The sequence below is a fragment of the Nocardioides sp. NPDC058538 genome (assembly GCF_042719275.1).
Taxonomy (GTDB): domain Bacteria; phylum Actinomycetota; class Actinomycetes; order Propionibacteriales; family Nocardioidaceae; genus Nocardioides.
Genome location: NZ_JBHXNY010000017.1, coordinates 92,859 through 117,671, shown reverse-complemented (window position 1 = coordinate 117,671; position 24,813 = coordinate 92,859). Strand labels below are relative to the sequence as shown.

Annotated in this window: 21 protein-coding genes and 1 pseudogene; 10 read left to right on the top strand and 12 right to left on the bottom strand. The window is 70.4% G+C overall.

The features are described from left to right. From ACFWQC_RS16700 to ACFWQC_RS16690, 3 genes and pseudogenes are all read right to left on the bottom strand, one after another. Window positions 1–436 (bottom strand): annotated as a pseudogene (locus ACFWQC_RS16700) (HNH endonuclease); the annotation flags it as partial. A 642-nt stretch (window positions 437–1,078) separates the two neighbouring features. Next, entirely contained in the window at window positions 1,079–1,333 is a 255-nt protein-coding gene (locus ACFWQC_RS16695) for a DoxX family protein (protein WP_378680039.1), read from the bottom strand. A gap of 22 nt (window positions 1,334–1,355) precedes the next feature. After that, a complete protein-coding gene (locus tag ACFWQC_RS16690) occupies window positions 1,356–2,414 on the bottom strand; it encodes an Lrp/AsnC family transcriptional regulator (protein ID WP_378680036.1) in 1,059 nt (352 codons plus the stop codon). A gap of 136 nt (window positions 2,415–2,550) precedes the next feature. Here ACFWQC_RS16690 and ACFWQC_RS16685 point away from each other — a divergent pair, with 136 nt between their 5' ends. Further along, window positions 2,551–3,726, top strand: coding sequence for a dipeptidase (locus ACFWQC_RS16685; protein WP_378680033.1), 1,176 nt, complete (start codon window positions 2,551–2,553; stop codon window positions 3,724–3,726). Window positions 3,727–3,802: 76 nt separating this feature from the next. On the opposite strand, the gene ACFWQC_RS16680 is transcribed toward ACFWQC_RS16685, so the two are convergent. From ACFWQC_RS16680 to ACFWQC_RS16670, 3 genes are all read right to left on the bottom strand, one after another. Then, window positions 3,803–4,186 (bottom strand): DoxX family protein, encoded by a 384-nt coding sequence (locus tag ACFWQC_RS16680; RefSeq protein WP_378680030.1) that lies wholly within the window; start codon window positions 4,184–4,186, stop codon window positions 3,803–3,805. 90 nt (window positions 4,187–4,276) lie between these two features. Next, on the bottom strand, window positions 4,277–5,188 hold the full coding sequence (locus tag ACFWQC_RS16675; protein WP_378680027.1) for a MerR family transcriptional regulator: 912 nt from the start codon (window positions 5,186–5,188) through the stop codon (window positions 4,277–4,279). An 8-nt stretch (window positions 5,189–5,196) separates the two neighbouring features. Further along, window positions 5,197–5,634, bottom strand: coding sequence for an SRPBCC family protein (locus ACFWQC_RS16670; protein ID WP_378680024.1), 438 nt, complete (start codon window positions 5,632–5,634; stop codon window positions 5,197–5,199). A gap of 102 nt (window positions 5,635–5,736) precedes the next feature. On the opposite strand from ACFWQC_RS16670, the gene ACFWQC_RS16665 reads away from it, so the two are divergent. The 7 genes from ACFWQC_RS16665 (at window position 5,737) to ACFWQC_RS16635 (ending at window position 14,828) form a co-directional block, all read left to right on the top strand. Beyond that, window positions 5,737–7,008: an NAD(P)/FAD-dependent oxidoreductase gene (locus ACFWQC_RS16665; protein ID WP_378680021.1), complete on the top strand. Its 1,272-nt coding sequence runs from the start codon at window positions 5,737–5,739 to the stop codon at window positions 7,006–7,008. Further along, window positions 7,005–7,760, top strand: a complete 756-nt coding sequence (locus tag ACFWQC_RS16660; RefSeq protein ID WP_378680018.1) for a DUF1365 domain-containing protein — start codon at window positions 7,005–7,007, stop codon at window positions 7,758–7,760. The genes ACFWQC_RS16665 and ACFWQC_RS16660 overlap by 4 nt, the downstream gene beginning before the upstream one ends. Next, window positions 7,757–9,025 carry a class I SAM-dependent methyltransferase gene (locus ACFWQC_RS16655; RefSeq protein ID WP_378680015.1) on the top strand — a complete coding sequence of 423 codons (1,269 nt, stop codon included), beginning with the start codon at window positions 7,757–7,759 and terminating at the stop codon, window positions 9,023–9,025. Before ACFWQC_RS16660 ends, ACFWQC_RS16655 begins: the two co-directional genes overlap by 4 nt. Next, window positions 9,022–10,371 (top strand): cryptochrome/photolyase family protein, encoded by a 1,350-nt coding sequence (locus tag ACFWQC_RS16650; protein WP_378680013.1) that lies wholly within the window; start codon window positions 9,022–9,024, stop codon window positions 10,369–10,371. The genes ACFWQC_RS16655 and ACFWQC_RS16650 overlap by 4 nt, the downstream gene beginning before the upstream one ends. After that, complete coding sequence (locus tag ACFWQC_RS16645; RefSeq protein ID WP_378680011.1) at window positions 10,368–11,714, top strand: TIGR01777 family oxidoreductase; 1,347 nt, start codon at window positions 10,368–10,370, stop codon at window positions 11,712–11,714. The genes ACFWQC_RS16650 and ACFWQC_RS16645 overlap by 4 nt, the downstream gene beginning before the upstream one ends. Beyond that, window positions 11,711–12,706, top strand: a complete 996-nt coding sequence (locus ACFWQC_RS16640) for an SDR family NAD(P)-dependent oxidoreductase (protein WP_378680008.1) — start codon at window positions 11,711–11,713, stop codon at window positions 12,704–12,706. Before ACFWQC_RS16645 ends, ACFWQC_RS16640 begins: the two co-directional genes overlap by 4 nt. A gap of 115 nt (window positions 12,707–12,821) precedes the next feature. Further along, complete coding sequence (locus ACFWQC_RS16635) at window positions 12,822–14,828, top strand: MMPL family transporter (protein ID WP_378680005.1); 2,007 nt, start codon at window positions 12,822–12,824, stop codon at window positions 14,826–14,828. On the opposite strand, the gene ACFWQC_RS16630 is transcribed toward ACFWQC_RS16635, so the two are convergent. Both ACFWQC_RS16630 and ACFWQC_RS16625 read right to left on the bottom strand, forming a co-directional pair. Further along, complete coding sequence (locus ACFWQC_RS16630) at window positions 14,812–15,852, bottom strand: isopenicillin N synthase family dioxygenase (RefSeq protein WP_378680003.1); 1,041 nt, start codon at window positions 15,850–15,852, stop codon at window positions 14,812–14,814. The two genes, ACFWQC_RS16635 and ACFWQC_RS16630, sit on opposite strands and share 17 nt — an antisense overlap. Window positions 15,853–15,983: 131 nt before the next feature. After that, entirely contained in the window at window positions 15,984–16,691 is a 708-nt protein-coding gene (locus tag ACFWQC_RS16625; RefSeq protein WP_378680000.1) for a dienelactone hydrolase family protein, read from the bottom strand. Window positions 16,692–16,790: 99 nt separating this feature from the next. On the opposite strand from ACFWQC_RS16625, the gene ACFWQC_RS16620 reads away from it, so the two are divergent. Beyond that, a complete protein-coding gene (locus tag ACFWQC_RS16620) occupies window positions 16,791–20,039 on the top strand; it encodes a BTAD domain-containing putative transcriptional regulator (RefSeq protein ID WP_378679998.1) in 3,249 nt (1,082 codons plus the stop codon). On the opposite strand, the gene catC is transcribed toward ACFWQC_RS16620, so the two are convergent. From catC to ACFWQC_RS16600, 4 genes are read right to left on the bottom strand one after another with little or no spacing between them, the layout of a single operon-like run. Then, window positions 20,036–20,314: a muconolactone Delta-isomerase gene (catC, locus tag ACFWQC_RS16615; protein WP_008361945.1), complete on the bottom strand. Its 279-nt coding sequence runs from the start codon at window positions 20,312–20,314 to the stop codon at window positions 20,036–20,038. The genes ACFWQC_RS16620 and catC overlap by 4 nt on opposite strands. Continuing rightward, window positions 20,314–21,189 (bottom strand): catechol 1,2-dioxygenase, encoded by an 876-nt coding sequence (catA, locus tag ACFWQC_RS16610; RefSeq protein WP_378679995.1) that lies wholly within the window; start codon window positions 21,187–21,189, stop codon window positions 20,314–20,316. The genes catC and catA overlap by 1 nt, the downstream gene beginning before the upstream one ends. A 38-nt stretch (window positions 21,190–21,227) precedes the next feature. Beyond that, window positions 21,228–22,331: a mandelate racemase/muconate lactonizing enzyme family protein gene (locus ACFWQC_RS16605; RefSeq protein WP_378679992.1), complete on the bottom strand. Its 1,104-nt coding sequence runs from the start codon at window positions 22,329–22,331 to the stop codon at window positions 21,228–21,230. Next, the gene (locus ACFWQC_RS16600; protein WP_378679989.1) at window positions 22,328–23,251 is read right to left on the bottom strand and encodes a LysR substrate-binding domain-containing protein; all 924 of its coding nucleotides are present in this window, start codon (window positions 23,249–23,251) and stop codon (window positions 22,328–22,330) included. Before ACFWQC_RS16600 ends, ACFWQC_RS16605 begins: the two co-directional genes overlap by 4 nt. 193 nt (window positions 23,252–23,444) lie before the next feature. Between ACFWQC_RS16600 and benA the strand changes: the two genes are divergently transcribed. Next, the gene (gene benA, locus ACFWQC_RS16595) at window positions 23,445–24,812 is read left to right on the top strand and encodes a benzoate 1,2-dioxygenase large subunit (RefSeq protein ID WP_378679987.1); all 1,368 of its coding nucleotides are present in this window, start codon (window positions 23,445–23,447) and stop codon (window positions 24,810–24,812) included. The last annotated feature ends 1 nt before the right edge of the window (window position 24,813 follow it).

Here is a 24,813-nt window from a genome sequence, read left to right as displayed (position 1 = left end):
CGGTGCTGGCGACCGGGTCGGCCTCGATCTGGTCCAAGGCTTTGGTGATCACCCGTGCTTTGTCCTGGGACACCACGCCTTCGGCGAGCCCGGCGGTGACGAGGTCGTACTTCGCGATGCTGGTCGCGAGTTTGATCTGGGAGCGGGCTACACCTTTGTCGAGGAGGAGTTCGGCGCGCATCCAGGCGGAGGCGTCCTTGTCGCCGGTCTCCTCGGCGATATCACCGGACGTGGCCAACACCCGGAGACTCAACGCAGCCTGCATGGCCTGGAGCTTCTCCAGCCGCTCCAGCAGGTCCTTCTTCAGCTCGGTACGCCAATAGACCGGATCACTCGCAAGGAGTTCGTGGAGGGCGGTCTCGATGGCCGCCAGCGCAGCGTCGATCGCGTCACCGGGGTGGCTGCCCCAGTGGTTGACGTCGTGCTCGAGACTCATCGTGAGCCCTCCCTTCGAAGGCGTGTCGTGATGGGTCTGACTCTACGTCATGAAGGGATACCTAACCATTCATAGGTGCAGGTCAAGCCCTATTTTCGCGGTGAGCGAACGGCGTCGCTCCTGTGGATGGTAAGTGGCCCGAAGGGCCACCTCTCCGCCCCCGCAACACCACCGTCCGAAGCAAGAACTCGCTGCGCCACACCCGGGCCGCCGCCCCGATAGCCAGCCAAGATTTTTCTCGATCTGGTCCGGAGTCCAGGCGATGTATCGAGCTTGTCGAGATGACCGCGAAGCGGCCGGCGAAGCCGGCGGGCCGAAGGCCCGTCCTTGACGCCAGCCCAGATCGAGAACACCCTCCAGCAAGGGTCGGCGGCTCACGGTCCCAAGAAGAAACGGTCCCCGACAACTGCCAGAACGAACGACAAGGTCGAAACACCACGACCAGACCCGGAACCTGACCGTGTTGGTCTCGACACGCTCGCTGGCGCTCGCGGCTCGACCAGCGAGGGGGCGGTTCGACCGGCGAGGGGGCGGGGTTCGACCGGCGAGGGGTGGTTCGACCGGCCAGGGCGAGGTAGGCCACGTCGACCATCACCAGCTTGGCCTGGCCGAGACGACCGTGGGTGATCATCGCGCCGATCATCAGGGCGACCCAGCAGGCGGCGGTGACGGGACCATGACGGGCGCGATGTCGAGCACGGCAGGAAGGACGAGCCCGATCGCGGCCAGGATCTCGAGTGTGCCGAGGGTCCGGACGAAGGTCGGGCTGGTGCCGCGGGTCCAGGCGGCGGCGTCGTGCTGGGACAGCTTGTCCAACGGTACGAAGGTCTTGGTGATGCCGCCCGTCAGGGCGACGAGGGCCAGCAGTCGGCGGTGATCCCAAAGGGCGATGTGCATGTCTCTCTCCTGATCTGTGGGTTCACCCCTGGAGACGAGACGGCTCCCCGTCGTGTGACGTGCGGTCGGTGCTCGGCGGGTAGGGGACCAGTGTCCCGGTGGAGCGGCCCAGATCGTCGAGCCTCCAGCCGAGGCGTTTGATCTGGCGCAGGACGATCGCGGACTCGACCACCTCGAGGGGCGCGAGGTCGCGCTGGAGGTGCTCGTGGAGGAGCATCGCGCTCTCGGCCGAGCGGGTCCAGGTGCTGATCAGCAGGTTCGTCGGCCCGGGTAGGCCGACGACCTGTCGTACGCCGGGGGTGGCCCGGAGACGGGTGACGCACTCGGCGACGTCGCCGACCGGCACTCGGCACCAGGTCTGCACGACGATGGACAGCGGGGTCAGGCCCTGGGCGACCTCGCAGCGGAAGGTGAGGGCTTCGGACGCGAGCAGCTGGCCGAGCTGGCGGCGGGTCGTCGACAGCGGCCGGCCGGTCTGGCGGGCGATGTCGGCCGCGCTGCTGCGGCCGTTGCGGATCAGCGCCTGGGTGAGGGCGGCGTACGGCTCGGCCCACGGGTTGGCCGGGGTGGACGTGGCGCCGGCGTGGTCGGGGATGCGAGCGACGGCCTGGGCGCGCTCGTGGTCGAGCCCGCCGACACGCCAGCTGCTCGCGTCGAGGTGGAGGCGGGCGACGTGGTGGGCGCGTACGCCGAGAACGCCCGGCAGCGCGGACAGGTCGTCGAGGAGCAGCTTGGGCATGTCGCCGAGGCCGAGACCGACGGCCGTCACGATCAGGCCGAAGTCGCGGGCGGCCTCCTCGATGGTGATGATCATCGGCCACGCGGCCAGCTCCTGGGCGAGGGTGCCGGCCCGTCCGCCGACGCAGGAGATCTCGGCGATGGCGAGGTTGGCTCCGTCGTGCCCCCGGACCTTCGGGTGGCCGATGACCCAGGCGCTGCCGTCGGCGCGCAGCCTCTCCCAGCGGCGGCTCAGGGTCGCCGGCGAGGTGCCGAGCGCGGCGGCGAGGTCCGTCCAGGATGCGCGTGGCCTGATCTGGAGTGCGTGGATGAGCGAGAAGTCGTCCTCATCCAGTGTCGCCATGGTCACATCCTGTCGGATCACCCTGCCGGACGAGCGATTCGGTCCAATTCGTCTGCCGTCGGTGTGCGCGCCGAGATACTCGTCCCCGCCCGTGCGCTCGGCCAGTTCCGAGCTTGCCCCGAGAGGACCTCGAAACATGACCCGCTGGATGAAGCCCCTGCTCCTGGCCGTACTCGCCATTCTCGTCGGCGTCGCCACCGGCTTCTTCGCCTTGGCGCCCGGGATCGTGGAGAACGGCCAGAACAAGCTCCGTCCGGCCAGCCTGCCGGAGGTCACGCCCGAGACGCGACGGCTTCACGACTCCCTGCAGGTCATCGACATGCACAGCGACACCCTGATGTGGGACCGCGACGTGCTGGAGCACTCGGACCGGGGCCACATGGACCTGCATCGCATGGAGGACGGCAACGTCGCGCTGCAGGTGTTCTCGTCGGTGTCGAAGTCGCCCAAGGGGCAGAACTACGACAGCAACACCGGCGACAGCGACAACATCACCCTGCTGACCTTCGCCCAGCTCCAGCCTCCCCGCACCTGGACGTCGCTGCTCGACCGCTCGCTCTTCCATGCCCAGAAGCTCGACAAGGCGGCGGCGGACTCCGACGGCAGGCTGCGGTTGATCCGCACCCGCGCCGACCTGGACGCCCTCATCGCCGACCGTGAGGCCGGACAGCAGGTCACCGGTGCGCTCTTCTCGGTCGAGGGCCTCCAGAACCTCGAGGGGGACTTCGACAACCTGGACACGCTCTACGACGCCGGCATGCGGATGGCCGGGTTCACCCACTTCTTCGACAACGAGGTGGCCGGCTCCATGCACGGGGTCGAGAAGGGCGGTCTCACCGACCTGGGGCGCCGCGTCTTCGCCGAGATGGAGCGTCGCGGCATCATCGTCGACATCGCCCATGCCAGCCACACCGCGGTCGCCGAGATGCTCGACATGGCGACCAAGCCGGTGGTGCTCAGCCATGGAGGCGTACAGGCGACCTGCGACGTCAACCGGAACCTGACCGACGAGGAGGTACGCGGGGTCGCCGCGACCGGGGGTGTCGTCGGCGTCGGCTACTGGGACGCCGCGGTGTGCGCCCTGACCGTCGAGGCCGTCGTCGACGCCATCGACCACGTCGTCGAGGTCGGTGGCGTCGAGACCGCGGCCCTCGGCAGCGACTACGACGGCTCCACCACCGTCGGCTGGGACGCCAGCGACCTCGCCGCCATCACGCAGGAGCTCGTCGACCGGGGCTACGACGAGACCGAGGTCGCCGCGATCATGGGCGGCAACACGCTGCGCGTGCTCCGCGCCACCCTGCCGCAGTAGGCGCGTCAGCGCTGCTTCCGCGAGTCGGGTGAACCGGGTGCTGCCATCCGGTACAACGGGTCAGCGAGCCCAGACATCAGGCAACGAACGGCGTCGGACCGAAGCGGCCGACGGCGATGAAGAGGGCCAGGGCGAGGTAGACCACGTTGACCATGACCAGCTTCGCCTGGCCGAGGCGGCCGTGAGTGATCATCGCGCCGATCATCAATGCGATCCAGCAGGCCGCGGTGATGGGCACGACAACAGGTGCGACACCGAGCAGGGCGGGAAGGGTGAGCCCGATCGCCGCCAGGATCTCGAGTACGCCGAGGGTCCTGACGAAGGACGGCCTGGAGTCACGGATCCATGCGGCGCCGTCGTGCTGGGCGAGCTTCTCCAATGGCATGAAGGTCTTGGTGATGCCTCCTGCGAGGGCGACGAGAGCCAGCAGTCCGGCGGTGATCCATAGGGCGATGTGCATCAGTTCTCTCCTTGTCCGTGGGTTCACCACTGGAGACGAGACGGCGCGACGCCGTGTGACACGACGGCGAGCCTTCCGCTCCGGTCGCGGTCAGAGAGAAGGAGGTCGGTGCTGCTTCTGGGAGATCAGGGCCGCAAGGGTCCGCGCGCCGGCCACGATGTCGTGGCCGAGGCGTACGGCGGGTTCGGGAGCATGGCTCTGCTGGGCTCCGCCGACGGCCACGAGGAGATCGGGGCGGTGGTCGTGCAGAGCGGTGATCACCGCGGCGGTGGCGATGATGTCGGCGGTGGTGGGGATCACGAGCACCGCGGCGGCGAGGTCGGGATCGTCGACGACGCCGAGCCAGTCGTCGATCGGCAGGTCCGCACCCAGGTAGTCGGTGTCAATGCCGTGCCGTCGGGCGGCGACAGCGAAGGCGAAGAGACCGATCTCGTGGCGAGTGTTGGGGGCCGTCCCGAGGGCGATGCGGGGCCCGTGGCCGTGGGCGGCCGCCGCCTCGTACGCAAGGGCGAGGCGCCGCATCAGCGCGTTCGAGGCCAGGTGCTCGCCGGCGATGCTGACCCGGCCGTCGGCCCAGGCGTCCCCGAGCTCCTCCAGGGCGGGGAAGACGTGGTCGGTCATCACCGTCTCGAAGCCGCCGAGGGCGAACACCTGGTCCAGGGTCGCGGCCAGGTCGGTGGTGTCGAGTGCCGACGCGGCGGTCGTCAGTCGCTCTGCGAGGTCGGGAGAGGGGTTGGCTCCGTCGCCCCGCCCGTCCATGCCGATCTGGTGAGCGGGCTGCGCGCGATCGAGCCGGATCGCCTCGGCCGCAGCCAGGCCGGCCGACCATCCCTGGTCCACGAGCTGCTTCATCGAGCGCAGCACCGCGACGTCGTGATCGCCGTACAAGCGGTAGCCGCTCTCGGACCGGTGGGGAGCGATGACGCCGTACCGGCGTTCCCAGGCACGAAGCGTCGCGGTGGTGATGCCGACCCGCCGCGCGGCGTGCTTGATGGTGTACATCTGCTCGGCTACCGGCCCAGTCGATCCAGGGTCGTGCGCATCTGCTCGGACGCGGAGTCGCCCAGGCGGGTGAACGCGGGGGTCAGCAGTGGGGCCACCATCCTGGCCATGCCTTTCAGCTCGAACTCGGCCACGTAACGCACAGAGGTGCCGCCCGTGGCTGTCGGTACGAAGGTCATCGTGTCATGGGCCACGACAGTCTTGTTCTCGCCGCGGAGCACGATGCGCGCGCCGGGTTCGTAGACCTCCACCACGTAGGTGAGATCGGTGTCGCGCCCGAGGAAACGAGAGGTGTTCGCGTACGCCGTGCCCACCTCTCCGTCCCCGGAGACGCGGTCGGTGCGAACCGTGCCCGGGTCCCACTCCTCGGTGTTGGTGAAGTCGGCCAGGAAGTCGAACACCTGGGCGGTCGGTGCGGAGGTCTCCACGGTTCGATCGATCCTCATGTCGTGCCCCTTTCAAACCTTTGACATACCTTGTACAAACATTGTACGTTCAATCTCAGAAACTAGCCAGCGGCCATGCCGTGGCCTGACGAGGGAGTTCCCATGAGCCGAGCGGCCCAAACACCGCGGCCAACGGTTGCCGTGATCGGTGGCGGAGTCTCGGGCCTGACCGCGGCGTACCTCCTCGGCCGCAGTCATGACGTCACGCTCTTCGAGGCCGAGCGGAGGCTCGGTGGCCATGCGCACACCCACGATGTCCCGACCGCGTCGGGAGCCGACCTCCGGGTCGACAGCGGCTTCATCGTGATGAACGAGCGCACCTATCCGAACCTGCTCCGCCTCTTCGCAGAGCTCGGCGTCGAGACTCGGCCGACCGAGATGAGCATGAGCATCGACTGCGCCGACTGCGGGCTGTCGTACGCCGGCGGCAAGGGGCTGGGCGGCATTCTGGCCGACCCGCGTCGCCTCGGTGACCCGCGCTTCCTCCGCATGCTGGCGCAGGTGCCGCGGTTCCACCGTCGCGCCCGCCGTCTCCTCGAGACCGACAGCGACCTGACGTGGGGGCAGTTCCTCGACGAGGGCGGTTTCAGCGACTACTTCGTCCAGCACTTCGCCGTGCCGCTGGTCTCCTGCGTCTGGTCGTGCGGTGACGAGGACGCCGCCGCCTACCCGGCGCGGCACCTGTTCGCCTTCCTCGACCACCACGGGATGCTCCAGGTGACCGGGTCGCCGACGTGGCGCACGGTCGTGGGCGGCTCCCGTGCCTATGTGGACAAGATCGCCGAGCAGGTGGGTGAGGTCCGTATCGGCGAAGCGGTGAGCGCCGTGGAGCGGCACGCAGACGGGGTCGAGGTGCGCACCGAGACCGGGTCCAGGCACTTCGACCGCGTGGTCCTGGCGACCCACGCCGACCAGACCCTGCGGCTCCTGGCCGATGCGTCCCCGGAGGAGAAGGCGGACCTGGCGGCGATCGGGTACTCGCGGAACGAGACCTGGTTGCACCGCGACGCCACCCTGCTGCCGGCCTCGCCCCGTGCCAGGGCATCGTGGAACTATCGCCTCGCCTCGTGCGGCGGCGGCGCCGACAAGGTCGTCGTCAGCTACTGGATGAACCGGCTCCAGGGTCTCGAGGACAACGTCGAGCATGTGGTGACGCTCAACGCCACCGAGCACGTCGACCCGGCCAAGGTCACCGCACGGATGAGCTATGAGCACCCGGTCTTCACCACCGAGGCGGTCGCGGCGGCGGCCCGGCTGCGTACGGCCGGCGGACCTCGCCTGGCCTTCGCCGGTGCCCACCTCGGCTGGGGCTTCCACGAGGACGGCTGTCGCTCGGGCGTGGAGGCGGCAGAGTCGTTCGGGGTGACGTGGTGATCCCGTCGCCGGTCTTTCCCGAGGTTCCCGCGCTGGTCGTCGGTCATGTCGGCCACACCAGAGAGGTGCCGCTGCGTCACGCGTTCCGTCACCGCAGCTACCAGTGGCTGATCGACGTCGACGATCTGCCACGACTGCCGTTCTGGCTGCGTCCCCTGGCCGGGTTCCGGGCCGAGGACCATCTCGACGGGGGCTCGTCAGGACGTGGTGTCCGTGGCGATCTCGGCGTGTTCCTCGCCGGCCGGGGCATCGATCTCGCGCCCACCGACCGGGTGCTGATGCTGGCGAACGCCCGCGTTCTGGGCCATGTCTTCGACCCGCTCACCGTCTTCTGGGTGCAGTCGGACGACGGTGTGCTGCGCGCTGTCGTCTTCGAGGTGCACAACACCTACGGGGGCCGACACGCCTACCTGCTCGACATCGATCGAAGCGGGCACGCCAGCACCGACAAGGCCTTCTACGTCTCGCCGTTCAACGACATGGCCGGAACCTATGACATCCGGTTACAGGTCGACTCGGAACAGGTCGCCGTGACCGTCGGCCTCGACCGCGACGGCGGGCGCGTGCTGACCGCGACCACCCGCGGGACCCCGGAGCCCGCGACGCGTCGTGCGCTGCTGCGGGTCAGCCTCACCCACCTGCTGATGCCCCATCGGGTTAGCGCGCTCATCCGGTTCCACGGGATCCGGCTGTGGCTGCGCAGGTTGCCCATCGTCCCCCGTCCGACCCCATCGAAGGAGGTCACATCATGAGTGCAGAGCCGGCGTCGCTCGAGCTGCCGGTGCAGAGGGAGCCCGCAGCCGCCGTGGGCCTACGAGCCGGTGTCGCCAAGCAGATTCTGCGTCTGGTCACCCGGCAGGTCCCGGTCGACCTCGTGCTCCCGGACGGCAGCCTGCTCAACCAGCGAGGCGGGTCGCGTACGGAGGGGCGGCCGGGCATCGTCCTGCAGCGCCCGGAGTCGCTCTACCGACGACTCGCGGAGAACCCGAAGATCGGCCTCGGCGAGGCCTACACGGCCGGAGACTGGCACGCGGCCGAGGACACCGATCTCGCGGACGCGCTGGCGCCGTACGCCGAACGCCTCTCCGGGCTGGTGCCGGGCTGGATGCTGCGGCTGAGCCGCCTCGTCGACCTGCCGATCCCCGCCGACCAGCGCGGCGCCGTCGAGCACACCCAGGAGAACATCTCCGCCCACTACGACCTGGGGAACGACATGTTCGCCGCCTTCCTCGACCCCAGCCTCAGCTACAGCTCGGCGCTGTTCGACCGCAGCCGTCCGGTGGCCGATCAGGACCTGGAAGAGGCCCAGCTGCGCAAGGTCAACGCGGCCCTCGACCTGGCGGGCGTCGGTGCCGGTGACGAGGTCCTGGAGATCGGTACGGGGTGGGGGACCCTCGCGATCGAGGCAGCACGCCGCGGCGCCCGGGTCACCACCATCACGCTGTCGGTCGAGCAGGCGGCGCTGGCCCGGGAACGGATCGAGGACGCGGGGTACACCGACGGTGTCGAGGTGCTGGTGCAGGACTACCGGCACGTCGTCGGCACCTTCGACGCCGTGGTCAGCATCGAGATGATCGAGGCGGTCGGCGAGCGCTACTGGCCCGACTACTTCGCCGCCCTGTCCCGTCTGGTCCGTCCCGGCGGTGCGGTCGCCCTGCAGGCGATCCTGATGCCGCACCAGCGCTATCTGGCGACCCGGAACTCCTACGGGTGGATCCAGAAGTACATCTTCCCTGGCGGCCTGATCCCGTCCGCCACGGCGATCTCCGAGCAGGCCGGCCAGGTCGGCCTGAGCGTGACCCGCGCCGACAGGTTCGGCGTCGACTACGCCGAGACGCTCCGCCGCTGGCGCTCAGCCTTCCTGGCCGCGTGGCCGGCGATCCGGTCCGAGGCGTTCGACGAGGAGTTCCGTCGCACGTGGGAGTTCTACCTGGCCTACTGCGAGGCGGGCTTCCGAACCGGAGCCATCGACGTCGCCCAGATCCGGCTGGCGGCCGAGGACCGGGACCACTCATGACTACATCGGTGATGTGGTTCCGGCGGGACCTGCGGCTGGGAGACCATCCCGCCCTGCAGGCCGCGGCCGCCGAGGGACCGGTGGTGCCGCTGTTCGTGCTCGACCCGCGCCTGGCCGGCTCCGGGCGGAGGTGGGAGCGGCTGCTCGCCTCGCTCGCCGCACTGCGCGAGGAGATGGGCGGGGCACTGGTGATCCGTCAGGGCGACCCGGCCGAGGTGGTGGCCCAGGTCGCCGCCGAGGCCGGAGCGGGCCAGGTGCACGTCTCGACCGAGACGACCCCCTACGGCCGGCGACGTGATGGGGCCGTGGAGCAGCGGCTGGCGGATGCCGGCATCGGCCTGGTCGGCACCGGCAGCCCGTACGCCGTGACCCCGGACAGGATCCGGAACGCAAGCGGGGCCCCGTACCGCGTCTTCACGCCCTTCCTGCGGGCCTGGCGGGAGCACGGGTGGAGGGCGCCGGCCGGTGACGCTCAGGTCGAGTGGATGACAGAGCTCGAGTCGGACCCGCTGCCGGAACATCCCGAGCATCTGGACCAGGAGGCCGGCGAGCGTGCGGCACTCCACCGCTGGGAGGACTTCTGCACCGAGGACCTGGCCGGCTACGCCTCGGCCCGGGACCGGCCCGACCTCGACTCGACCAGCCGCATCTCGACGGCCTTGAAGTTCGGCGAGATCCATCCGCGTACGCTCCTCGCCGATCTGGATCAGCACGGCAGCGGTGCCTCAGGAGAGGACGTCGAGCGCTTCGTCGCGGAGCTGGCCTGGCGCGAGTTCTATGCCGACGTGCTCTGGCACGACCCCGGATCGGCCTGGCGTGACCTGCGGGACGGGCTGAGAGGCATGCCGTACGACGACGACCCCGAGCTGCTGGAGGCCTGGAAGGCGGGCAGGACCGGCTTCCCGTTCGTCGATGCCGGCATGCGTCAGCTGCTCGCGGAGGGCTGGATGCACAACCGCGTACGGATGGTCGTCGCGAGCTTCCTGGTCAAGGATCTGCACATGTGGTGGCCGGCCGGCGCCCGGCACTTCATGGATCATCTCCTCGACGGCGACATGGCCTCCAACAGCCACGGCTGGCAGTGGGCGGCCGGCACCGGAACCGATGCCGCGCCCTACTTCCGGGTGTTCAACCCGATCACCCAGGGACTTCGGTTCGACCCGCAGGGTGACTACGTCCGGCGCTGGGTACCTGAGCTGCGCCACCTTCCGGGAGCGGCCGCCCACGAGCCGTGGCGCCACCCCGAGGGCTTTACCAACGGCTACCCTGAACGCGTCGTCGACCATGCCGAGGAGCGCCGCGAGGCGCTGGCCCGACTGACAGAGCTGAAGGAATCGACCTCATGACTTTGTTGCGTACGGCGACCCACGAGTTCCGGCACACGGTGCCCGACGCGGCCGACGTCGTCTTCGACTGGCACGGACGACCCGGCGCGTTCCAGCGGTTGGTGCCCCCGTGGCAGCCGGTCCGGATCGCCGAGGAGGCTCGCGACCTCGCCGGAGGCACGGCGGTGCTCGAATTTCCCGCCGGCCGACGCTGGGTGGCTCAGCACCTGCCCGAGGAGTACGTCGCCGGCCGCAGCTTCGCCGACCGCCTGGTCTCCCGCCCGTTCCTGGTGCCGGTGTCGTGGCACCACCGCCACGACTTCGAGAGCACCGATGACGGCACCACCGTGGTCGACCGGGTCACGACGACGCTGCCGAGGCGGCTGCTCGAGCCGATGTTCGCCTACCGGAAGCGCCAGCTCGCCGACGACCTGGCGGCTCACCGCTCGGCGGCCGGCACACCGCGGCTCACCGTGGCGGTCACCGGCGCATCCGGGCTGGTGGGGAGCGCGGTCTCTGCCTTCCTGACGACCGGTGGAAACACCGTGGTCCGCCTGGTGCGCCACCGGCCGACCGCGCCGGACGAGCGGGCCTGGGACCCGGACGACCCCGACCCGGCCTCGCTGGCCGGAGTCGACGCCGTCGTCCACCTGGCCGGGCACAGCATCGCCGGCCGTTTCACAAACAGGCACAAGGAGCTGATCCGCGACTCACGCATCGGGCCCACCCGCCTGCTGGCCCGGGCCAGTGCGGAGGCAGGGGTGGGGGTCTTCGTCTGCGCCTCGGCGATCGGCATCTATGGAGCCGACCGCGGCGACGAGGTCCTCACCGAGGACTCCACCCCCGGTGAGGACTTCCTCGCCCACGTCGTCCGCGACTGGGAGGAGGCGGTGCTGACGTCGGCGGATACCGGGATGCGGGTCGTCCTGGTGCGCACCGGGATCGTGCAGAGCCCGCGAGGGGGAGCTCTGCGCCTGCAGCGGCCGCTGTTCGCCACCGGCCTCGGCGGCCCGATGGGGTCGGGGGAACAGTGGCAGTCCTGGATCGCGATCGACGACCTCGTCGACATCTACCACCGGGCTCTGGTGGATGAGGGCCTCTCGGGCCCGGTGAACGCCGTCGCGCCGGAGCCTCTGCGGCAGCGTGCCTACGCCGCTGCCCTGGGCCGAGCGCTGCACCGCCCCGCGATCCTGCCGACACCGTCGTTCGGTCCCCGTCTGCTCCTGGGCAGGGAGGGCGCGCAGGAGGTGGCCTTCGCCAACCAGCGGGTGGCCCCGCAACGACTCCTCGGGCTCGAGCACCGCTTCCGTTTCGTCGATGCCGAGCAGGCGCTGCGACACGTCCTCGGGAGCGTGCGCGCATGAGCGGGGCCTCAGCACCTGACCAGGGTCTCGACCGCGTGCTCGACCGCACGGTCGTGCTGGGTTACTCCCGCCTCGGCTACGCGATCCGTCGTCGTCGCTGGGCCGAGGGTGACCCGCGCCCCGAAGCGCTGGCAGGGCGGACCGCCGTGGTCACCGGCGGCGGTAGCGGTCTCGGCGAGGCCACCGTGCTGGGCCTGGCCAGGCTCGGTGCGCGCGTCCACATCCTCGTCCGCTCGCCCGAACGCGCCGCACCCGCGGTCGCACGGATCGAGCGTCTGCTGCGCGTCGAGGGGCGGGCCGCCGAGCTTCGGACGGAGCGCTGCGACGTCTCGGATCCGGCCATGATCGACGCGTTCGCCGAAGAGTTCTGCGCTCGTGACGGCGGCCGCACCGCTCTCGATGTGCTCGTGCACAACGCAGGGGTCATGCCGCCCGAGCGGACCGAGTCGGTCGAGGGCCACGAGCTGTCCGTCGCCACCCATGTGCTCGGGCCGATCCGGCTGACCGAGCACCTGCTGCCGGCCCTGCGCCGCTCGGAGCGCGGCGCCAGGCAGGTCTTCGTCGCCTCGGGCGGGATGTACACCCAGCCCCTTGCCGTAGACGACCCGGAGTTCGAGCAGGGCACCTACCAGGGTGCCGTGGCCTATGCGAGGTCCAAGCGCATGCAGGTCGAGCTGGCGCCGATCCTCGACCGGCGGTGGTCACCGGACCGGATCTCCACCTTCGTCATGCACCCCGGCTGGGCGGACACACCGGGCCTCGCCCGATCGCTCCCCGCCTTCCGTACGTTGAGCCGACCGCTGCTGCGCCCGGCCGAGGAGGGCGCGGACACGGCGGTGTGGCTCGCGGCCACCGAGCCCGTCCCGCCGTCCGGCACCTTCTGGCACGACCGTCGCCAGCGGCCGACGAGCTATCGCTCAGCGACCCGCCCGGGCCGCGGAGATGCCGAGGCGCTGTGGACCTGGGCGGCGGCTGCCGCCGGCCTGGACTAGCTCCGATGTCACCCCACGCATTCACCATCCCTACTCGAAAGGCCCGGCCATGCGCTCCGCGCTAGCAGCTCTCGCACAACTCACCACGAGAAAGGCCACGGCATGGCTGGTCCTGGTGATCACCGTCCTCCTGGCCGGTGCGGTGATGGTCGTCGGTTCTTCCCTGGAGTCCGCCAGCTCGGCGCCTGACCCGCTGCCGGCGGACGCCGAGTCGGCCCGGGTCGCCGAGCTCCAGCAGAGCTTTCCGGGCGGGGACGTGCTGCCCGCGGTTGCGGTGGTCGAGCGTGACGGTGGGCTGACCGCGGAGGACCGGGCGTGGGTCGCCGAGGTGTCGCAGAGTTGGGCCGAGATCACCGGGAACGAGGTCTCGCCGCCGATCCCGGCGACCGACGGCGATGCCCTGATCGTCGCCATCGACGTCGATGCCGACGTGACCGGACTCGATCTCACCGAGCTCGTCGGTGAGCTGCGGGAGACGGTCGACGAGGACCGGCCTGACGGCCTCACGGTCCAGCTCACCGGAGGTGCCGCCTTCGCCGCCGACATCTCCTCGGCGTTCGAAGGCGCCGACGTGCGGCTGCTCCTCGTCACCGCAGCGGTCGTCGCCATCCTGCTGATCCTGACCTACCGATCGCCGGTGCTGTGGCTCGTGCCCCTGATCGTGATCGCGGTCGCCGATCGCACCGCCTCGGTGGTGACCCAGATCGTCGCGGACTGGACGGCCAGCGGGCTGGACGGCTCGACGTCGGGGATCACCAGCGTGCTGGTCTTCGGTGCCGGCACGAACTACGCCCTCCTGCTGGTCTCGCGCTACCGCGAGGAGCTCCGGCGGCACGCCCACCACCGCGATGCCCTCGCCGCCGCGGTGCGCGGTTCCGCCGAGGCGATCGTGGCCAGCAATCTCACCGTCGTACTCGCACTGTTGGCCCTGGTGTTCAGCGTCGCTCCCAACACCCGGTCCCTGGGGGTCTCGGCTGCGATCGGCCTGCTGGTCGCCCTGCTCTTCGCTCTCTTCGCCCTCCCCGCCGCGCTGTCGTTGTTCGGTCGTGGCCTGTTCTGGCCGTTCGTGCCGCGCAACGGCGAGGACGAGAAGTCTCGCGACGGTGTCTGGTTCCGGATCGCCCGCACCGTGGTGAGCCGACCGGCAGTGGTGCTGGCCGTGGCCGCGGTGATCCTCGGCGTACTCGCCTCCGGGCTCCTGGGCGTCAAGGTCGGGCTCTCGCAGACCGACCAGTTCCGTGTCGACGCCGAGTCCGTCGACGGTCTGGACACCCTCTCGAAGCACTTCCCGCCCGGTGCCTCCGATCCGGTGACGATCGTGGTCGGCGCCGACGAGGCCGACGCGGTTCTCGCCCAGGTCAACCAGATGGACGGCGTCGACAGCGCTCGCCCGTCGGGCGAGAGCGGCGACCTGGTGAAGATCACCGCGACGCTGGAGGACGCACCGGCGACCCCGGAGAGCATCGAGACGATCGAGACGATGCGCAGCGAGCTGGCCGGGACCGGCGCTCTGGTCGGTGGCAGCGTGGCCAAGGACCTGGACAGCCGCAACGGCGCCGAGCGTGATCTCAAGGTCGTCGTGCCGTTGATCCTGCTGGTGGTGCTGCTCGTGCTCTTCGCGGTGCTGCGGTCGATCGTGACGCCGCTGGTGCTCGTCACCATCAGCGTGATCGCCACCTTCGCCGCCCTCGGCCTGGGCGCCTGGATGAGCACGCATGTCTTCGGGTTCCCTGCGCTCGACGTCAGCACACCGATCTACGCCTTCCTGTTCCTGGTGGCGCTCGGCGTCGACTACACGGTGTTCCTCGTCCTGCGGGCGAGGGAGGAGACCGCCGAGCACGACACCGTCGATGCGATGGTCATGGCGGTCGGGCTGACCGGTGGCGTCATCACCAGCGCCGGCATCGTGCTGGCCTCGGTGTTCGCGGTCCTGGGTGTGCTGCCCCTGATCACGCTGACCCAGGTGGGCCTGATCGTGGGCCTGGGCATCCTGCTGGACACCTTCCTCGTCCGCACCGTGGTGGTGCCGGCGGTCTTCGCCCTGGTCGGCGACAAGATCTGGTGGCCCGCCCCGATCGCCCGCCGGCACTCCAAGGAACCGCTGGTCAGCGACCCGCGGTGAGCACGCGCGCTGCCTCCCGGCCGGCGTCGGCGTTGAGGACGCCGGCACGGGAGCCCGCGAGCTTGGCGGCGATGTGCTCGTCGACGGTGACGTCGCGGTAGAGGCGGGGGTGCTCCTCGTCGACGAACCCCGGCAGCGGGCCGATGATCGCTTCGGCGTCGCCGTCGAAGAAGTACGCAGCCGACCGGCGTCGCTGGATGGTGCCAGCGACGATCGGCGGCTTGACCCGGTGCAGGGTCGAGAGCCACTGCTCGTTGGTCAGCCGGGTCGTGAGGTCGCCGAGGTTGATCAGCAGCGCCCGCTCGGCCGGGCTGACGTCGTGCCACTCGCCGCCGTGCAGGACCTGGAGGCCCTTGACCCGGTCGGCCCACAAGATCGTGACGATGCCGTAGTCGGTGTGCTCGCCCATCCCGATCATGTCCTCGTCGACCTCGACCCGGGTGCCTTCCGGGAGGGCGTAGTTGTTCATCCGCAGGACCTCGATCGGGTGGGCCGCGAGGCTCGCGATCGCGCCGTGCTCCAGGTCGAGCGCGTCCTCGAAGATGGCGACCATGGTGCGCGCGACCCGGGCGGCCTCGGTGCGCCAGGCGTCGATGCGCGCCTGGAAGTCCGGCACCGCGGGCCAGGTGTTCTCCGCGTAGTGCGCCGCGACGAGATCGGCGTCGGGGTGGTCGGAGACCGATGAGCCGAGGTTGAAGGCCTCGAAGAAGTCCTTCATCCGCGTCTCGGACTGGACGCCGGCGCTGAGCGCGAGCGCCTCCGACTTGGGCGGGGTGTAGCCACGGTTCTCGGCGGCAGGGCGGCGCCACCGCGCCTTCTCCGCCGGCGGCAGGGCGAAGAAGTCGTCCATGGCCGCGGCGAGACCAACGGCCGCGGACGGCGCGACGCCGTGGCCGAAGATCTGGATGAAGCCCACCTCACGGCAGGCGGCGTCGATGGCGGCCGCGACGGCCGCCTTCTCCTGGGGCGTTCCGCCCTGGACGTACGCAGCGATGTCGACGGCGGGGACGTGGAAAGTGCTCACGGTGTTCTCCCTGTTCGGAGCAGACGGGTGGTCGTGGCCCGGAGGTGTCCGCTTTCCCGGCCTAGGGCGTGTCTGGCCTTGCTGTCCGTTGAACTCGGGCGCCACCACCGTAGAACGCCGAGGTTTCCGCGCTATTTCGGGCCGAGATGCTCGCCGAAGAAGGCGAGGATGCGCCGCCAGGCGTCCTCCGCCTCGGGCTCGGAGTAGTTGAAGCCGACCACGCGCTCCAGGGTGGGGGCCGGCGTGGGGAAGCCCCAGTCGTTCATGAAGCTGTGCCCGACGTCTGGATAGTCCTTGACGTCGTGGGGCACGTCGCCTGCGGCGAGCGCCGCCTCGACCTTGGCCGCGGCGCCGGGCAGGAGGCGGTCCTTGGCGCCGTAGCTCGCGACCATCGGGCACGAGGAACTCAGCGCGGACAGGCTTCCGGGCAGCACCCCGTAGTTGGGCGCGGCAGCGTCGAAGATGCCGCGCGGAGCCAGCAGGAGCGTGAAGCCGCCGCCCATGCAGAAGCCGACGACGCCGACCTTGCCGGTGCAGCGTGGATCCTCGGCGAGATGGTCGCGAGCGGCGATCAGATCGTCGACCGCGGTGCCCTTGCCGGTCACCAGCGACCTCATCGTGCTCACGACACACCCGACCTTCGGGCCGCGCTCGTAGAGCGCCGGAGTCAGCGTCAGGTAGCCATTGGCCGCGAACCGGTCGCTGATCCGCTTGATGTCCGAGGTCATGCCGAGGATGTCCTGCACGACCACCACGCCGGGCCATGGCCCGGCACCCTCGGGCACCGAAAGGTAGCCACGCGTCGGACCCGCGGGAGCGGCATAGTCGATCATCGACATCTCATCACCTCGGTGCGATCCTCGCAGGTCCGACGATCCTGCAGGCCGGATGCCGCGCGACCCGATACGATTTCGTGGTGATTCGCCAGGCTCGGGGTCTTGACGGAGGCCGGGGTGCGCCATGAGGGCATGTTCGGTCCCAGGCTCCGCCGGCTGCGTGAGTCGCGTTCGCTGACACAGGGCGCGCTGGCGCGGGCCGCGGGGATCAGCGTCGCCTCGGTCCGCGACCTCGAGCAGGGGAGGACGAGGCGTCCGAGGGCGGCCTCGCTACGTGCGCTCGCCGAGGCGCTGGACCTGAGCGCGGAGGAGACGGCCCGGTTCGCCGAGGCCTTCACCCCCGCCCGCGAGGCCGACGGCGCGGTGGTGAGCATCGCCGTCCTCGGCCCGACCGTCGTGGTCCGCGACGGAGTGCCGGTCGAGATGGCCGATCAGGTCGGCCTGCTGCTTCGGCGGCTGGCCCTGGAGCCGGGGGAGAAGGTCGGGCGCGACGAGCTGCTCGACCTGCTGTGGCCCGAGCTCACCTCTGCCGAGTCGGGCAGGCGGCTGGCCCAGCTGCTCCGGCGTCTGCGCGCCCTCGTCGCACCGATCGTGGTCACCCAGGATGGCAGCGCCCTCCGCCTCGGCGCCTCGGCCGACGAGCTCGACCTGGTCCGCTTCCGTGAGCTGGCCATGACCGACGAGATGGCCCCGCTGACCGAGGCCGTCGGCCTGTGGCGTGGGCGTCCCGACGGGTTCGACCAGGCGCCCTGGCTGTCGAGCACCATCGAGGACGAGTACGTCGCGGTCGTGCTCAGATGGGCGACCCTCGGCGTCGCCGAGGGCTTGGCCATCGAGGCGCTCCCGGTCGTGGGCGAGATCGCCCGGTTGCGGCCGCTGGACGAGCCGTTGTGGGCGGCGTACGTGAAGGTGCTGGCGGCGGCCGGGCGGCAGGCGGAGGCGCTCGCCGCCTACGAGACGGTCCGGTCCATGCTGGCCGAGGAGCTCGGGCTGGACCCGAGCCCGGTCCTCGAGGATGTCCGCCAAGGGACGCTGGAGGGCCGCTGGCACACCCGGCGCCCGACGCTGGTCGAGGGCGCGCGCCGGCGGGACGTACCTCGGGAGGTGCCGGCGGCGCCGGCGCTGATCGGGCGTGACGCCGAGCTCGCGATGCTGGCGGCCGGGCTCGGCGAGGGCGGCGGTGCCGCGGTGCTGGTCACCGGGCCGGCCGGCTCCGGGAAGAGCGCGCTGGCGCTGACCGCCGCGGCCAGGCTGAGCGGCGACTTTCCCGACGGCCAGCTCTACGCCGACCTCCATGGCGTCTCGGGTGAGCCGGTCGACCCCGGCACGGTGCTGCGGCGCTTCCTGCGTTCGCTCGGCCTCTCCGGCCAGCAGATCCCGACCGACGCCGCCGACGCCGCGGCCCTGCTCCGCAGCGAGCTCTCCGACCGCCGGATGCTGATCGTGCTGGACAGCGTCGACAGCCCCGGCCAGGTCATCCCGCTGCTGCCCGGGCTCGGCGCCAACCTGACGATCCTCACCAGCCGCCACCGGCTGCCGGCCCTCGCGGGCACGATCGACCTGGGCCGCCAGATCCACCTCGGCGAGCTCAGCACCGACGCCTCCGTCCAGCTCATCGGTGCGATCGTCGGCCATGAGCGCGTCGCCGCGGCGCCGCACGCGAGCGAGTCGCTGGCGCGGGCGTGCGGCCGTCTCCCGCTGGCGCTCAGGATCGCCGCGGCCAGACTGCTGAGCCGCCCGGAATGGTCGATCGAGACGTACGCCGACCGGCTGAGCGAGAGCTCCCACCGGCTCGCCGAGCTGGCCGTCGGCGAGGTGAGCGTGGCAGCCAGCCTCGAGATCTCCTACGCCGCGATGCCCGCCGAAGCGCAGCGCGCGTTCCGGCTGTGCTCGCTGATCTCGGCCTACGACTTCGACCCCGCACCCGCCTGCGCCGTCCTCGACCGCGATCCGGACACCACGCAGCGGCTGCTCGAGGACCTGGTCGACGCCAACATGCTGCAGACGGCCAGTCCCAACGACAGAGCCGCCGACGGCGTCGGGCGCTACCACTACCACGACCTGCTCCGGCTCCACGCCGGCGATCTGGCCACCGCCGACCCCGAGCGGCCGCTGGCGCAGGGCCGGCTCGCCGACTGGCTGCTGGACACCACGGTCAGCGCCGCCGACACCGCCTATCCCGGCCGTCTGCGCGCGCTGGAGATCGAGCCTTCGCCCGACAGCCGCTTCGACTCGGCTGGGCAAAATGCCTCGGGCTTCGCTTCGGCCGACGACGCCCGCACCTGGCTCGACCGCGAAGCCCAGCTCCTGATCGCGTTCTCGAAGCAGGCGGCGACCGACCCAAACCGGCGTCATTACGCCTGGAAGCTCGTCGACCAGGCCCGGATCCACTACCGCACCCGCCTCGACGTGACCACCTACCTCGAGCTCGTGACGGTCGGGGCCGAGGCCGCCATGCTGGAGGACGAGGCGCGGGCCGAGGCCTTCCTGCGTACGCTGCGAGCCGATGTGCTCGGGGTCCTGGGGAGGATGGAGGAGGCCTGGGCGGAGTCGGACCGCGCCTGGAGTCTGCTCGACACGATCGGGTGGCCGCAGGGTCTGGCGTTCGCATCGATCGTCGACGGTCACCGCCACCGGGTCGCGGACTCCGGCCGCGAGGCCGAGGTCGCCTACACGCACGCGCTGAAGATCCTCGGCGACGTCGAGGGCAGCGAGGGGCTGCGGGCCTGGGCCCATCAGGCCCTCGGCATCGCCTGCACCGAGCAGGGCCGATTCGAGGAGGGACGCGTCCACCATCTTCAAGCGGTCGAGCTGAGCGAGGTGCAGGGCAGCGCGACCCCGCTCGAGCTCGCGACCCTGGCCGCGGCCGAGCGCGCCCTCGGCCTGCTCGACTCAGCCAGCGACCGGCTCGAGTCGGCGCTGGCGCAGGCCACCCGCAACCGGAGCCCGTTCGCCGAGGCCAACGCGCTCGAGGAGCTCAGCCTGCTCGCCCTGGTCCGTGGCGACCATGCCTCGGCGCTCGAGCTCGCCGAGCGGGCCCACCTGACCGCGCGGGCCCACGGGGACGTACGTTTCGTCGCGTCGACGGCGTGCAGCTATGCCGCCGCCCTCGATGCGACCGGGAACCACCGTGATGCCGCCGAGACGTTTGAGTACGCGGTCCGGCTCAGCCACACGCACGTCGCCTCGTTCACCGAGACTCGTGCTCGGATCGGGCTGGCCCAGGCGCTCCACGCGGAGGGCGACACCACGGCCGCCAGGGTCCACGCCCGCCGCGGCAGGCAGCTGGCCGCCGAGCACGGCTTCGCGCCGTTGCGGCGCGAAGCCGACCGGGTGCTCGGGCAGCTCTAGTCCACCTTGGACGGGTGCTTGGCCAGCGGGGTGACCTGCACGTCCATGTAGGGGAACAGCGGCAGGCCGGAGAGGATCTGGTGGAGCTCGTCATGGGACTCCACGTCGAAGACCGAGAAGTTGGCGTACTCCCCGGCGATCCGCCACAGGTGCGGCCACTTCCCGGCGCGCTGGAGCTCCTGGGCGTAGGCCTTCTCGCGGGCGATCGTGTCGTCGCGGACGTCCGGATCCAGGTCGTGCGGGATCCGGACGTCCATGCGTACGTGGTAGAGCATCAGCCGCGAACCGGGTCGAGGACGAAGCCGTAGTCGACGCTCACCGAGCCGTCGTCGCCTGCGACGGGCGCGAGCACGAGCTCGGGCTTGACGGCCGAGGCGATGTCGTCGTCGTTGTGCTCGTCACCGGGGAAGTAGAGCTGGGCGGTGAGCAGCTCGTGACCCGGGGCCGACACCTTGACGTGCAGGTGCGCGGGACGCCAGGCGTGCCAGCCGGCGGCGGCGATGAGCTTGCCGCAGGAGCCGTCGGTCGGGATCTGGTAGGGCGCCGGCTGGATCGTGTGGATCTCGAAGGCGCCGTCGGCCCCGAGGCTGAAGCTGCCACGCAGGTTCCACTCCGGGATGCCGGGCGCGAACTGCGAGTAGAAGCCGTCGGCGTCGGCGTGCCACAGCTCGACCTTGGCGCCGTCGAGCGGGGTGCCGTCGGTCGAGGTGACCGTGCCGGTCCAGGTCAGCGGGGTGCCGGCCTCGCCCTCGCGCATCGGGATGGTGCCGTTGGCACCCTGCTCCGGGGCATCGGGGACGTAGTAGGGGCCCTCGATGGTGCCCTTGTTGCCCTCGCGGTGCTCGGTGGCGACCTTCTCGACCTCGTGCTCGACCCAGACGTCGAGGAAGAGCGGCCACTCGCCGTCCTTGCCGACCTGGATCAGCCATGCCTTGAGGGCGTTGAACTCGTCGTAGGTGACCTTCTCCTCGCGGATCGTGTCGTAGACGGCGTCGAGCACGCGCCTGGCGAGCCGGTCGACGCGCTCCGGCGGGGTGTCCTTGACGGCGTCGAAGGGCGACTTGTCGGCGGCGAACCGCTCGGTGGCGGAGGCGCCCGAGGCGGCCGCGGAGGCTGCCTCGGCGGACTCGAGGGTCTGGTCGGTGGTCATGGGTGTGTCCTCTCGTGTTGCGGTGTGGGGTCTGGTGTTCAGTTGTCGGTGCGGTAGTGATCGAGCTTGTCGGCATCGATCTCGACCCCGAGGCCGGCACCAGGACGTACGGCGAGCTCGCCGTCGCGGATCTCGAGCGGCTCGGTGAGCAGGTCATCGGCCATGTCGAGGAAGTTGGAGAGCTCACCGGCGCGGCGGGAGGTGAGCCGGTGGGCCGCGCCGAAGGCGATCGAGCAGGCGCTGCCGAGCTGGCCGTCGATCTGGTTGCCCATCACGACCTCCAGCCCGAGGCCCTCGGCGAGATGGAGCACCTGCTGCGACCCGGTGAAGCCGGTGCGCGCGGTCTTGATGCTGATCGCGGTGGCGGAGCCACCGAGCACCTCGCGGGTCACGTCGGCCGCCGTCGGGACCGACTCGTCGGCGATGAACGGCACGTCCACCTGGCTGACCAGCCAGCGCCGCCCGAGCACGTCGTCGGCGGGGTTGAGCTCCTCGGCGAAGAGCAGGTCGAGGTCGGCCATCTGCTTCATCGCACGGGCGGACTCGGCCGCGGTCCAGCCGCGGTTGCCGTCGACGTACAGCTCGATCTCGGCGCCGAACCGCTCGCGCAGCGCACGGACCACGGCGGTGTCGAGCTCGATGGGGGAGCGGCCGACCTTCACCTTGAACGTCGAGATCCCGTACGTCTCCCGCATCCGCTCCGCCTCGGCGACCATCGCCTCGGGCCCGTCGAAGCCGAGCATGTGGGAGACCCGCATCCGATCGGTGAAGGCACCGAGGAGGTCGACGACCCGCAGGTCCAGGGTCTTGCCGAGGGCGTCCCACATGGCCATGTCGACGGCGGCCTTCGCGGTCGGGTTGCCGACGGTGCGCTCCATCAGGACGCGGGCGGTCTCGCGCTCGAGCAGGGTGAGCCCGGCGAGCTGTGGGGCGAAGAGCTGGTCGATGACGGCGATGATCCCGGTCTGGGTCTCGCCGTAGGTGAACGGCCGCGGCGGCGCCTCGGCGACACCCACGACACCGTCGTCGGTGTGCACCCGGACGAGCACGTGCTGGGCGGTGTGGACCTCCCCCGAGGCGAAGCGCAGCGGCTTGCGGTAGGGGATGGCGAACGGGATCGCCTCGATCTTGGTGATCTTCAAGATTGGACTCCGAATCGGGGAGCTTCCAGACGGGGTGCGGTGAACAGGTCGGCCGCCTCGAGGACCTCGATGACGGCGTCGACGACGGGGTTGTCGTCGTCGGTGCGGTAGGCGAGGGAGAGCTCGACGCTGCCCGCGTCGAGCAGGTCGCGGAAGATCACGCCCTCCAGCGGAAGGGCCCGGACCGAGGCCGGGACGACCGCCACGCCGAGGCCCGCGGCGACCAGCGCCAGCAGGACCGCGGTGCTGGGCGCCTCGTGCTCGCGGCGCGGCACGAACCCGGCCTCACGGCAGCTGCGCAGGACGGCCTCGTTGACCGCCGAGTCGCGGGCGCTGTAGGCGATGAACGGCTCGGTGCGCAGGTCGGCCAGGGCCACGACGGGCTCGACGGCGAGCCGGTGGTCGACGGGGATGGCGAGCGCGAGGGGCTCGACCTCGAGGGTGCGCAGGGTCAGTCCCTCGCCGGTGGCGGGAGGCCGCAGTACGCCGAGGTCGAGCGCCCCGCTCTGCAGGCGCTCGCACTGGGCCGGTGTGAGCAGGTCGGCATGGATCTCGAGTGCCACCTCGGGCAGCTCGCGCTTGACGACCCGGGCGATGCCGGGCAGGTGCGAGAACGAGGCGGTGCCGGTCAGGCCGAGGCGGACCAGGCCGTGGCGGCCGGCCCCGATGCGGCGTACGCCTCGAACGCTGTCGTCGACGGCGGCCAGCACCCGCGCGGCCTCGGTGCGCAGGAACTCGCCGGCCGGGGTGAGGGAGACCTGCCGGGTCGTCCGGGTGAAGAGAGTCACGTCGAGCTCGGACTCGAGCTGGCGGATCGCCTGGGAGAGCGCCGGCTGGGCGATGTGCAGCTGCGCCGCGGCCTGCCCGAAGTGGCAGGTCTCGGCGACCGCGGCGAAATACCGCAGGTGGCGTAGCTCCATGAAGCGCTCCTCACGAGGTGGTGATGACCGCCACACTAGGTCTGCGATAGATAAACAACAAGGACGAAACTGCCACCTATTGATCGATTCGAATGATCAATAGGTGCCTAGGTCGGAACTGGGCATTCGCCTGGTGTGACGGCCGCCACGTCTTGCGAGGGTGTGGTGACCGTCACCCGTTGGAGGCATCACCATGACCGCACCGCTCACCGAGAGCCTGGGCCACATCGAGAACGTCCTGTCGGACGCCGTGGTCGAGGACCGCGAGGCCGGGATCTACCGCGCCAACCGCCGGATCTTCACCGACGAGGAGGTCTTCGAGCTGGAGATGAAGCACATCTTCGAGGGCAACTGGATCTACCTCGCCCACGAGAGCCAGGTGCCCGACCCCGGCGACTACTTCACCACCTACATCGGGCGGCAGCCGGTGATGATCACTCGCGACAAGGACGGCGAGCTGCACTGCATGATCAACGCCTGCGCCCACCGTGGCGCGATGCTGTGCCGGCGCAAGACCGACAACCGGATGACCTTGACCTGCCCGTTCCACGGCTGGACGTTCCGCAACGACGGCGCCCTGCTCAAGGTCAAGGACCCCGACGACGCGGGCTACCCGGAGAGCTTCAACACCGAGGGCTCCCACAACCTCACCCACGTGGCTCGCTTCGACAGCTACCGCGGTTTCCTGTTCGGCTCGCTCAACCAGGACGTACTGCCGCTCGAGGAGCACCTCGGCGACACCGTCAAGGTGATCGACATGCTCGTCGACCAGTCGCCGGACGGGCTCGAGGTGCTGCGCGGTTCCTCGACCTACACCTACGACGGCAACTGGAAGGTCCAGGCGGAGAACGGCGCCGACGGCTACCACGTCACCGCCACCCACTGGAACTACGCGGCGACCACCTCACGCCGCAACACCGGCGAGTCGAAGAACACGACCAAGACCGTCGACGCCGGCAGCTGGGGCAAGGCGGGTGGCGGCTACTGGTCCTACCCGAACGGCCACCTGTGCCTGTGGACCTGGGCGGCCAACCCCGCCGACCGGCCGCTGTGGGACCAGATGGACGTGCTCAAGGAGAAGTTCGGCGAGGCCAAGGGCGAGTTCATGGTCAAGGGCTCGCGCAACCTGCTGCTCTATCCCAACGTCTATCTGATGGACCAGTTCTCGACCCAGATCCGGCACTTCCGCCCGATCTCGGTCGACCAGACCGAGGTCACCATCTACTGCATCGCTCCCAAGGGCGAATCGCCTGCGTCGAGGGCCTGGCGGATCCGGCAGTACGAGGACTTCTTCAACGCCTCCGGCATGGCCACGCCCGACGACCTGGAGGAGTTCCGCTCCTGCTTCCTGACCTACCAGGCCTCCGCCGCACCGTGGAACGACATGAGCCGCGGTGCCGAGCACTGGCTCACCGGACCCGACGAGGTCGCCGAGGCGCTGGACATGCCCGGGGTCATCTCGGCCGGGGCGAAGAACGAGGACGAGGGCCTCTACCCGGTCATGCACGCCCAGTGGACCGAGCAGATGCGTACGGCCATCGCGAACGAGAAGGGCAACTGAT